We start from the raw sequence: 10,920 nt of genomic DNA on the forward strand, positions 1-10,920 counted from the left end.
ATGTGGTTCTATCTGCGCGGCTGGTTGGACGGGGAAGCGGAGGCGGTGGTCCGGGATGTTTTCTTGTCCTGATCTGCGGAAGGAGTGTTTTTGGGAATGTTCATGGCCGCCGCCAGGCGCGTGGCCAGTTTCTGGAAGATGGGGGCGCAGACGGTGCCGCCGCCGGGGTGGCAGTGCTTGGAGGTGGGGTCGTCAATAACCACCAGGCAGACAAAGGCCGGGTCTTCCACGGGCAGCATGCCCACGAAGGAAACGGTATAGCGGTTTTCATAGTAGCCTCCGGTCGGCTTTACCTTGTGGGCGGTGCCCGTCTTGCCGCCCACGTTGTATCCTTCAATGCGGGCGCGTTTGGCGGTGCCGTCCATGTCCGTGACGTGAAAGAGCGCGTTCCGCAGGTTTCTGGCTGTCTTTACGCTCATGACGCGGCAGACTTCCACGGGAGGGGAGGGCTGGAAGTTCTTGTCATCCACGTAAATGCCGTCCACCAGGCGGGGGCGCATGCGCACTCCATCGTTGGCGATGGCGGCGTAAGCCATGGCCACCTGCAGCGGGGAGACCATCAGGGAGTAGCCGAAGCTGATGCGGGAGAAGTTGACGAAGTTGCTGCCGTCCTGGCACTGGCTGTTGGTTTCCCCCGGCAGTTCGATGCCCGTCTTGGAGGAGAAGCCGTACAGGTCAAAGTATTTTTTATAGGTGGGCCAGCCCGCTTTGAGGGCGATGCGGAAGGCGCCGGGGTTGCTGGATTTTTTCAGCACGCCCGCCAGCGTCAGGGCGCTGTAGAAGCGGGGCTTGTCTGTCACGGGGCGGGAGCCGGGCACGATGTAGGGCGTACAGTTGATGGTGGTGTCGAATGTGGCCTTGCCGGAATCCACGGCGGCCGTGGCCGCCACGATTTTGAACGTGGAGCCCGGTTCATAGAGGGATTGCACTGCGAAGTGGTAGGCTCCCTCCTGGAGGCCCTCGCGCGTATTTAAATTATAGTGCGGCCTGCTGGCCATCGCCAGAATGTTGCCGGTCTTGGGGTCCACCACGATGATGCAGCCCCTGGGCTTGTGGGTGCTGTCCGTATAGAAGGAAATGGCCGCGTCCAGTTCCTCCTCCACAATGGTCTGGTATTCCATGTTCACCGTCAGGCGCACGTTCAGTCCGTCCACGGCGTCCTTGAAGCGGGAGTCCGCGGAAGGGATGATGCGCCCGCGGCTGTCCTTCCGGCATTCCCGGATGCCGTCGTGACCCAGAAGCTGGTCGTCCAGCTGTTTTTCAAGGCCGGCGAGCGCTACGGGGTAGGCGCCGCTGGTTTCCGTCTGAGCGATGTAGCCGAGAATGTGCACCATGCATTCCGGCACGGAATAGATGCGTTTGGAAGAGGTTTCAAACCGGAAGCCCCGGATGCGGGCGTTCTGGATGGCTTCGCGCAGGAGTTCCGCTTTTTCCTCCGACAGGTTTTTGGCGATGACGATGCGCCTTTTGGGGATTTCCCCGTCTTTTTCCACGGCGCTGATGATGTCCTGGACGCTCATGTCCGGCAGAAAGGGCGCGATCACCCTGGCAGCGTATTCCAGATGGGCCTGAACATATTCCTGCACCGTGGCCGGGTCATAAAGTTCTTCCATCCTTTTTTGAGCCTTGTCCGCTCCTTCCGGCCCTTCCTCCGGTTCCTGAAGGAGGATTTTTGCCAGGTTGTATTCCTTGCTGCCGTTTTTTTTGCTGGCGGCCTGGTTGAGAATTTTCCTGCGGAATCCGGAAACGAGCTTTTCCTGGTCCTTTTCCGTTTTGGCTTCCGCCCACAGCGGGGAGTGGACCGCCTTGGAATAGGCGAGCGCGTAGCTGATGACCTTGGGGTCGCTCAGGTGGTAGCCGTCCGCAACCAGGATGGAGCTGTGCATGTTGTTGGTGAGGATTTCCTCATTGGCATCCATGATGCGGCCGCGCTGGGGGCGCAGCACCTCCCGTTCCAGAATGCCGCCGCTGGGGAGGCCGCCCGTTTTCCTGGGAGAGACAAGCTGGATGTTAACCAGGCCCAGCATCAGCCAGATGACCACGGCGCCCGCCACGCCGCACAGGACGAGGCTTCTTCTGGCGAATCTGGATTTCGTGAGCGTGGTCATGAATGGCGCGACGCGTTTAGTTGCCGGCCGCGGCGATGCGGGAGGCGTTTTCCGGGGAAATGTATTCTACGGCTGCGGGGTCGATGGGCTGAAGGTTGGATTTGTCCTGGGCCAGCCTGTCGCGGATGGCCCAGCGGCTGGTCAGGGAGGAGGTCTTGGAACGGTAGTATTCCCCGGTAAGTTCGCAGGACGCGATTTCGTCGTTCATCTGTTTGATGTCGCGCGTAACCTGGACCTGGTCGTTTTTCAGGACTGCATAGGTGATGCCCGCGCCGCAGGTGAGGGAGGCGAAGGCAATGAGCCACATGATCATGCTCACGCTGATCTGGTGGCCGGTGAAACGCTGTTTGAATTTTTTCATGATGGTGGGAGCGGGAGAGCGGTGTCAGATGATTTTTTCCACGCCGCGCAATTTGGCGCTGCGGGAACGGGGGTTGGTTGAAAGTTCTTCCTCTCCCGCAGTGACTGGCTTGCGGGAAAGCAGGCGGAAGCAGTAGTCCGGGTTGGGGCGCGGGGCGGGCCATTCCGGACGGTCGATTTCCGGGCGGCTGCGCAGGTCGAAGAATTGCTTGACCCTGCGGTCTTCCAGGCTGTGGAAAGTGATGACGGCCAGGCGCCCCCCCTTGCCGAGCAGGCGCACGGAGGAGTTCAGCAGGGAGTCCAGCGCGTCCAGCTCCCCGTTCACGGCGATGCGCAGGGCCTGGAAGGTGCGGGTGCCCGGATGCTGCCTGCCTTTGCGCGGCAAGACGGATTCCACCACCCGTGCAAGCTGTCCGGTGGTGGTGATGGGGGCCTGGGCACGGGCCTTCACGATGGCGCGGGCGATGGCGCGGGAGGCCCGCTCTTCCCCGTACTGCCAGAGAATGTCTGCAAGTTCCTCTTCCGGGGCTTCATTCACCAGGTTCCGGGCGGAAAAGGCGGAGCGCGTGTCCATGCGCATGTCCAGGGGGCCGTCTTCCCGGAAGGAGAAGCCGCGGGAAGCGGTGTCAAGCTGGTGGGAGGAAACGCCCAGGTCCGCCAGCAGACCGTCCACCCGGGAAACGCCCTGCTGGGCGAGAAGGGATTCCACATCCTGGAAGTTGCCGGCAAGCACCTTGAAGCGGGAGCCGAAGCGGGCCAGCTTGAGCGCGGCGGCGCGGCGCGCGTCCGGATCGCGGTCAATGCCCCATACGGTGGCTCCCTGTTCCAGCAGAAGTTCCGTGTGCCCTCCTCCGCCCAGCGTGCAGTCCACGATGAGTTTGCCGGGGGCGGCGGCGAGCATGTCCACCGTCTCATGCAGCAGGACGGTGATGTGGCGGAAGTTCCCGGCGGAGCCTTCCTCCCCTTCCTGCGGAGCGGGGGCGGCCACAGTTTCCGCTTCGCCGATTTCCGCCGCCAGTTCATCCAGCCTGGCGCCGACTTCCGGCGCTTTCAGGGCTTCCGCGTGGTACGCGCTTTCCCAGTTCGCGGCGGGGGCCAGGGCCTTCCAGGAGCAGACCAGTTCATCCACTCCCATTTCTCCCGTCAGCTCCGCGATCACATGGACGTGGTTGCGGCAAATGCTCCAGGCCAGCAGGCGGCAGGCCGTGCTGGCCGAGATGCCGTCCGCGAGCGCCTGGACGGCATCCGTGCGGATATGGGCGCCCGCGCCCGCGCGTAAAGAAAGCTCAACATGGTCCTCAAAGGCCCGGTTCAGGTCGGAGGACAATGCGCCCAGCTTGCCGTAGGCGCCCTTCTGGCCGGCCAGGGCCATTTCCGCGGTGATGCGGGCCTTCTGCTCCTGCCAGGCGATCATGTCCTGTGCCGGCAGGGCGTCATGCAGCCAGAAAACGATGGAATATGCCGTGACTTCCGCATCCAGTCCGGTCCTGGCGGCAATGCCTAGGCGGGAGACAAGCCAGCCCGGGCGCAGCGCAAGCGTTGCGAACGGGTCTGCCTGGTGCACGGACTGTGTAGACGGATCTGGAGGCATGAGAGGAGATCAGAAAATGCCGAAGGATTGGTTGATGTCGGAAATACTGGCGTTTTCACGCAGGGCGACTTCTTCATAGGCCGAGGGTTCCCATAGTTCGAAATAGCCGCCGCGGCCGGCGAGACGCACCGCGGAGCTCAGTTGTGCATGCTCGCACATGGGTTTGGGAATCAGCAGCTTGCCCTGGGCGTTGATGATGGCTTCCACGCAATTTGCGTATAGTTTGCCGATGAACAGGTCGATCTGCGCTTCACTGTAGCCTGGCGCAGATTTGATTTTTTCAATAAGTTGCAGGAATTTGTCCCGGGTGTAGACTTTCACCGTCGGCAGGTCAAGGCGCCGTCCGGATAACAGGAGCAGGGCACAGCCTTCGCTTGGCCTCCATTCCGTCGGAATCGCAATCCGGTTTTTGGGGTCAAGCTTGTGCGTGTATGCACCAAATAGGTTGTCTGATACACTGCTCATCGCCTGCGAGTACACTACGTAGTGCTTTCAATACACTTTAATGCACCTGAAATGTCAACCCTGTACTGGATAAAGTCATTCTTTTCTTGCATGAATGCCGGGAAAAAAGCATTGATCCGGTCTTGCCCCGCCCGCGGGGGAGGATTATATTTCCGCCCATGATGCAGTTTTGCGTGTTGGGCAGCGGCAGCGGAGGAAATGCCACCATTGTGAAAACGGGGGATACCGTGCTGCTGGTGGATGCCGGATTCAGCGCCGCAAGACTCAGGGAAAGAATGAGATATGCCGGAGTGGAACCGGATGACCTGGACGCCATCCTGCTTACTCACGAACACGCCGACCACATGAAGGGCGTGCACCAGTTTACCAGAAAGCACGCCGTGCGCGTGTACGCCACGCGCCATACCGCCCTGTGCGTTCAGGAAAAGGCTCCGGAAGCTCCCTGGACTTATTTTGAGAAGGGGCAGTCTTTCAAGATAGGGGATATTGTCATCACGCCTTTTCCCACTTACCATGACGCCGTGGACCCTGTGGGCTTCAAGTTTGAGACGGAACAATCCAGCCTGGGCTTTATCAGCGATACCGGGCAGGCCCCCGGATGCGTGGCGGAATACCTGTCCATGGTGGACAGCCTGGTGGTGGAGTCTAATTACGATCCGGAAATGCTGGCGGCCACGCCCAAAAGGCCATGGCCGCTGAAGCAGCGCATAGCGTCCGGGCACGGCCACCTTTCCAACGAGCAGGCGTGCGACCTGCTGAGGCGCGTGGCGCACAATGCCTTGAAAAACGTCGTTTTGGCCCATTTGAGTGCTGAAAGTAATTCTCCGGCATTGGCAGAAAGCCTGATGCGTGCTACATTGCATGACATGGGCCTCGGCTCCACCTCCCTGTTCTGCGCCATGCAGGATTCGTCCCTTCCGTGGATACGGGTGTGCTGAGTCCGGTTTCCCTTCCTTTCCCCCGCCTCCCGTCATGTTCCTCTCCATCTGTGAAATCATGAGTACCATCATTGGCGCCCTGGCGGGGTCCATTGCCTCTTCCCGGGTGAAGATGGATTTGTTCGGCGTCATCGTGTGCGGAACGCTGGCCGCTCTGGGCGGAGGAACCGTGCGCGACCTGCTGCTGGATATCCCAGTGTACTGGACGCTTCCCAGCGGGGAGATTTTTGTTCTTGCTGCCGTCATTACCAGCCTGGCGACTTTCTACCTGGCCCAGAAGTATCCGCCGCCCCTGGGCACCATCCGCGTGGCGGACGCCATCGTGCTGGCCCTTTTCGGCATGATCGGCACGGAAAAATCATACTTGCACGGCTATACGCCTACCGTTTCCGTGATGATGGGGATCTGCACCGGCGTGGCGGGCGGCCTGCTGCGCGATGTCCTGACCGGGAACGTCCCCTATGTCTTCCGTCCCGGTGAATTGTATGCCACGGCGGCGCTCATGGGCGGCGTGGCCTATGCCGCGCTCTCTTATCTGGGCATCGACTCCTCCACCTGCTTTGTGACGGGGTTCGTCGTGACGCTTTCCGTACGCCTGGCGGCCATCCGCTGGAACTGGAACCTGCCTTCCTATATCCCATTGTTTACCTCGGATGCCGATTCGCCGCCTGAAGAGCCGGAAGCCTGACAGGCGGGAATGTTCCCGGATGCGGTTCAGTAGAGCCGGCGTCTGCGGAAAGAGGCTGTTCCCGCCGCAAGGACGATGAGGACCGCTGCGGAAGGTTCCGGGACATTGTAAAAAGGCAGGAGCAAGGCGTCGTACGCGTTGATCCGGTAGCCGTTCGGGCTTCCTAGGTACAGGGTTTGGTTGTCTTCATTATAATAGACATCCCGTTTTTCCAGTCCTTGTCCATTGTCGGAATCCGTGATGTACAAGGATTTGGCCCTCCCGGTAGCATCGTCAACTTCAATTCCCCAGCAGGTAATGGCGTGGCCGGGTCCTGATGCGGGGGCAATGGAAAGGCCTACCACGCCGCCGTTTTTGAAAAATGAGACGAGGTCTGTACCGAACTGGAGGAAAAAATCGTCTTGTGTAAAAAACTTGCTGCTGATGAAGGGGCAGTTGCCTTCCCACGTGGAGGAGGAGAATCCCAAATCCGTGACGTATCCCTCCCAGTATCGGCCAGTGCCCTTCGGATCGGTGACGGTATCCTTGAAATCATACAAATAATTATTGGGATTGAGGGGTTTACCTCCCAGATACCACCGCAAGCCGATTTCCACGCCTTTCCCGCTATCTTTCCAATTGTTGCAGAATACATCGTAAATCTCCGTTCTTCCGCTCTCGTTTGGACCATTGGGAACGGAAGACGGGATTCCTGAGGAATTGTTCTGCCACCATTGCAGCATATTACTGGCCGTAGCCGCCCAACACAAATTGGAATCTCCGTTCCAATATTTTTTGGTGTTTACGAATCCCGAATTTTCGGAAACGTTATGAGCAAAATAAATGGCGGCCTGGACAGGAACCAGCGTGAGAAGGAAAAAGAGAGAAAAGACGCATAACATAAGAATGTTGTAATGATAGTAAACAAACAATCGGGAATCAATGTAAAACGGATCTATGTAGAGTAATCTTGTAACGCTGTTTTTATTCACTTCCGACGGCATTTGAATGCCAACTATGAAAGATTGCTGCTGTTCATCAATAGTTCGAAATGAATAAACCAGGGAGATCAGTCACAACAAGACTAAAGAAGATAATTCCGATGTAAAATAGCTGCAAAAAGTTTTTCAGGTGATGCCCGTCTTTCCGCAAGGCGGAAATAAAAAGAAAGATTCCGGAGCCGGGGGAAACCTGCCGGCGGAAGCATTTTTCCTACTTCCCCAGGCAGAAGGAGGAAAAAATGGCGCCCAGTACGTCTTCCGTGTCAACGGCTCCGGTGATTTCTCCCAAGTGTGCCAGGGCTTCCCGTAGTTCCAGAGCCGTGAATTCCGGGCTTTCCTGCCGGGAGATGGATTCCGAAGCCAGGCGGACGTGTTCCAGGCACAGGCCCAGTTCATGCTGGTGCCTGGCATTGATGGCCACCAGGGAGCTTCCCGCTTCACGGGGCAGTTGGGATGCGAAAATGCGGACAATGGCTTCTTCCAGCTCTTTCCGGCCTTCTCCCGTGGAACAGGAGAAACGGATTCCGGAAACTTCCCGCCAGTCCGGATGGATTCCCAGGTCGCACTTGTTCAGGATCAGCAGACTGGGCGTGCCGCGGTTTTCAGTCAGAAGGGGGGCGGAGCGGGGGAGGGAGGCGTCCGCCACTTCCAGAACCAGGTCTGCGGCTTCAAGTGCCCTGTTGGTGCGCAGGATGCCGGCCTGTTCGATGAGGTCGGACGATTCCCGGACTCCTGCCGTGTCAATCAGGCGCAGGGCCAGACCGGCGATCTGGATGGATTCTTCCACGGTGTCCCGCGTGGTTCCGGCAATGTTGCTGACGATAGCGCGCTCGTATCCCAGCAAGGTATTGAGCAGGCTGGATTTGCCGACGTTGGGCGGTCCTGCGATGGCCGTCCGGATGCCTTCCCTCAGCAGACGGCCCGCGGCAGCCGAGCCCAGCAGGCCGGAAAGCTGTTCTTCCGCGTTGGCGAGCCGTGAGAGAAGGGCGGCGGCTGTGTCCGGGGAAATGTCCTCGTCCGGAAAATCAATATAGGCTTCCACATGCGCCAGGACGTGGACAAGTTCGTCCTTGAGTTCATCCACCCGTGCGCCGATGCTTCCGTTCAGTTGGGATTGCGCGGCTTTCAGCGCCAGATCGCTTCCCGCGGAGATCACGTCCATGACGGCTTCCGCCTGAGTCAGGTCCATCCGTCCGTTCAGGAAGGCCCTTTTCGTAAATTCTCCCGGTTCTGCGGGAGATGCTCCGCACTGGTACAGCCGTTTCAGGAGGTGTTCCGTCACCAGCATGCCGCCGTGGCAGGAAATTTCCACCGTATCTTCCCCCGTATAGCTGGCGGGAGCCGGGAAGTGCGTGACCAGCACTTGGTCGATGGAGGAGCCGTCCTCTTCCAGAATATGGGTCAGCGCGGCGCAGCGCGGCCGGAGGCGTGCGGGGAATCCCACCGGAGTGCAGATACCCAGAACATCCGTGCACCGGGTTCCGCTCATGCGGATAACGGCGATGGCTCCCTGGCCTGCGGCAGTGGCTTGGGCGGCTATGGTGCGTTCCGGATCAATCATGGCTCTATGGATTCAAAAAAGCCGCCTCCCAGCAGTTTTCCCCCATCGTAAAAGGCGCAGACCTGGCCCACGGCCAGGGCACGCAGAGGCGTTTCAAAGCTCAGGCGCACCCTGCCTTCCTCCAGATACTCGCAGGCGGCCCATTCCGCCTTGGCACGGTAGCGGGGCTGGGCCATGACGCGGGAGGGCAGAGGCGACAGGGTGTTGGAGATGCCGCCGACCACCGCATGGGAGGCATACAGGCCCCGTGTGGAGGCCTCTTCATACCCCAGAATCAGAAGATTGCGTTTGACATCCTTGCCCACTACGACATAGGCGATGCCCTCCCGCGGGGAGGCGATTCCGTGCCCCTTTCTCTGTCCCATCGTGAACAGGTGCAATCCCTGGTGTTCGCCAAGAATTCTGCCTTCCGTATCCACGATTTTTCCGGGTTTGTCCGGCAGGTAATGCCGCAGGAAGTCGCTCATCTTCACCTGGCCAATGAAACAGATGCCCTGGCTGTCTTTTTTTCGGGCCGTGGGCAGTCCGTATTTATCCGCCAGCGCGCGGACTTCCGGTTTCAGCAAGTCTCCGAGAGGAAATATGGCTTTGGAAATCTGGCCGGGCCGCATCAGGGAAAGGAAATAGGACTGGTCCTTGTTCGGGTCCCGTCCGCGCAGGATAAACGATCCCTGCGGTGTCTCCAGCCTGCGGGCATAGTGGCCCGTGGCGACGTACTCGAAGCCTTGTTCCAGTGCATAATCCAGAAACACGCCGAATTTCATTTCCCGGTTGCACAGCACATCCGGATTCGGCGTGTATCCGGCCCGGTAGCCTTCAATCAGGTAGTTCACGATGCGTGCGCGGTATTCCTCCACGAGGTCAATCACGCGAAATTCGATCCCGATTTTTTGGGCGACGGCCAGCGCGTCCCGAATATCCTGTTCCCACGGGCATTCTCCGGGAATGCCTTCATCGTTCACCCAGTTTTTCATGTAGGCCCCTACGACTTCATGGCCCTGCTCCACGAGCAGCGCCGCCGCAACGGAACTGTCCACTCCGCCGGATAAGCCTACAAGAATACGTGCCACTGTGCTGAAAGGGGAATTAATGCCGGCGTCCCGGTCTCCGTTTGCGGAATCCGCTGCGCCTGCCCCTGTAAATCAAATATGGACCGGCAAGCCAAGGAAAAAGTAGCACCATTACATGATGGGAAAGGCTTGCCCATCGGTCAGAAGGACGGGATGCCACAGCTGGAAAGGTGTTTTGCGGGAATAGGAGTAAATTGATGTATTCAAAGAGATTGGGAGAATATATGTTTACCGTTTATATTCTGCCACGTGTCAGAATGGATGAAATGCGGCATGGGTTTGTATCAAATCCACACGATGAAAATAAATACCATACCAGGTGCGCATTATGCCCTTACATGTACAACTGGCTGTTCCGTGAAAGCCATTCGTAATGATGGAAAAGAACCCCTCACCATACTGGAAGCGTCTTCCGCCGGGCAGTTCGGCTTTACTGCTCCTACGGAAACCGTAGAGGTTTCCGACGAACATGCCCTTGTGACACAGACTTTTAAAGGAGCCGCCTTGGGATCGTCTGCCCAGGACGGCGGTATTAAAAACGGGGAGGATGCCGTTCTGAATAATCTGGCGGCCCAGAGCGGTACGTTTTCCTACACTGTCAATGCCAACGGCGGTGTCAATATTCCGGTAGTGCCATCCACTGACACGGAGGCGGCTAGATACAGGGAGGTGCGTCTGCTTCACGAGATGGAGTTTTCCGCGTTGCGTACCTATTTCAATTCTTCCAATCCTTTTTCCTGGGGAATACTTGTGGACCGGTTTTGGTGGGCTGCCGGGCGAGACAACATACCGACATGGACTGTGGTCACGGCTGATTTTAATATGCTTGATCTCGACAATAACAATTCAGCTTACGACGGCTTGACCAGTTGTTATTTCCCAATGTCCTGCGGTCTGGGATATGGCCGGTGCTTTGATTCCATCGCCATAGGCAATACTTCTTTCAATGCGGATTACGCGAGCCTGGATGATGATCCCTTTACCACGCCCGCAGGTTACATGCGGTACTGGATCGATATACAGATTAGCCGTCCGGCCAACAGCCAATGTGCCGTGTCTGTCCGCATGTCCCGGTGGGATAATGCGTCCAGTACTGCCATCAATACCGCTCACCAGTGTTCCGTGCCTGACAGCCTTGCCTTGCGGGGAGTGGCTTTGT

Annotated in this window: 10 protein-coding genes; 3 read left to right on the forward strand and 7 right to left on the reverse strand. The window is 58.4% G+C overall.

The genetic code is table 11. The features are described 5' to 3' along the window. Positions 1-8: 8 nt before the first annotated feature. The 4 genes from HMPREF3039_RS03265 to HMPREF3039_RS03280 are packed head-to-tail and all read right to left on the reverse strand — an operon-like array spanning position 9 to position 4,524. Positions 9-2,108, reverse strand: coding sequence for a peptidoglycan D,D-transpeptidase FtsI family protein (locus HMPREF3039_RS03265; protein WP_067572019.1), 2,100 nt, complete (start codon positions 2,106-2,108; stop codon positions 9-11). 16 nt (positions 2,109-2,124) lie between these two features. Then, positions 2,125-2,469, reverse strand: a complete 345-nt coding sequence (locus tag HMPREF3039_RS03270) for a hypothetical protein (protein WP_067572017.1) — start codon at positions 2,467-2,469, stop codon at positions 2,125-2,127. Positions 2,470-2,493: 24 nt separating this feature from the next. After that, positions 2,494-4,059 carry a 16S rRNA (cytosine(1402)-N(4))-methyltransferase RsmH gene (gene rsmH / locus HMPREF3039_RS03275; RefSeq protein ID WP_231863830.1) on the reverse strand — a complete coding sequence of 522 codons (1,566 nt, stop codon included), beginning with the start codon at positions 4,057-4,059 and terminating at the stop codon, positions 2,494-2,496. Between the two features lie 9 nt (positions 4,060-4,068). Further along, on the reverse strand, positions 4,069-4,524 hold the full coding sequence (locus tag HMPREF3039_RS03280; protein WP_067981803.1) for a division/cell wall cluster transcriptional repressor MraZ: 456 nt from the start codon (positions 4,522-4,524) through the stop codon (positions 4,069-4,071). A gap of 158 nt (positions 4,525-4,682) precedes the next feature. On the opposite strand from HMPREF3039_RS03280, the gene HMPREF3039_RS03285 reads away from it, so the two are divergent. Continuing rightward, on the forward strand, positions 4,683-5,462 hold the full coding sequence (locus tag HMPREF3039_RS03285; RefSeq protein WP_147549450.1) for an MBL fold metallo-hydrolase: 780 nt from the start codon (positions 4,683-4,685) through the stop codon (positions 5,460-5,462). A gap of 58 nt (positions 5,463-5,520) precedes the next feature. Then, positions 5,521-6,150: a trimeric intracellular cation channel family protein gene (locus HMPREF3039_RS03290; protein ID WP_067572153.1), complete on the forward strand. Its 630-nt coding sequence runs from the start codon at positions 5,521-5,523 to the stop codon at positions 6,148-6,150. Between the two features lie 26 nt (positions 6,151-6,176). Here HMPREF3039_RS03290 and HMPREF3039_RS03295 read toward each other — a convergent pair whose 3' ends face one another. The 3 genes from HMPREF3039_RS03295 to mnmA form a co-directional block, all read right to left on the reverse strand. Then, complete coding sequence (locus tag HMPREF3039_RS03295; protein ID WP_231863831.1) at positions 6,177-6,746, reverse strand: PEP-CTERM sorting domain-containing protein; 570 nt, start codon at positions 6,744-6,746, stop codon at positions 6,177-6,179. A 595-nt stretch (positions 6,747-7,341) separates the two neighbouring features. Continuing rightward, a complete protein-coding gene (gene mnmE / locus HMPREF3039_RS03300) occupies positions 7,342-8,691 on the reverse strand; it encodes a tRNA uridine-5-carboxymethylaminomethyl(34) synthesis GTPase MnmE (RefSeq protein WP_067572014.1) in 1,350 nt (449 codons plus the stop codon). Next, positions 8,688-9,761: a tRNA 2-thiouridine(34) synthase MnmA gene (gene mnmA / locus HMPREF3039_RS03305; RefSeq protein WP_067951920.1), complete on the reverse strand. Its 1,074-nt coding sequence runs from the start codon at positions 9,759-9,761 to the stop codon at positions 8,688-8,690. The genes mnmE and mnmA overlap by 4 nt, the downstream gene beginning before the upstream one ends. 273 nt (positions 9,762-10,034) lie before the next feature. On the opposite strand from mnmA, the gene HMPREF3039_RS14065 reads away from it, so the two are divergent. Continuing rightward, positions 10,035-10,920, forward strand: an 886-nt coding sequence (locus HMPREF3039_RS14065) for a hypothetical protein (RefSeq protein WP_231863833.1), incomplete at its 3' end; no start/stop codon positions are given.

Origin of the sequence: Akkermansia sp. KLE1798 (genome assembly GCF_001580195.1) — a bacterium.
GTDB lineage: Bacteria > Verrucomicrobiota > Verrucomicrobiia > Verrucomicrobiales > Akkermansiaceae > Akkermansia > Akkermansia biwaensis.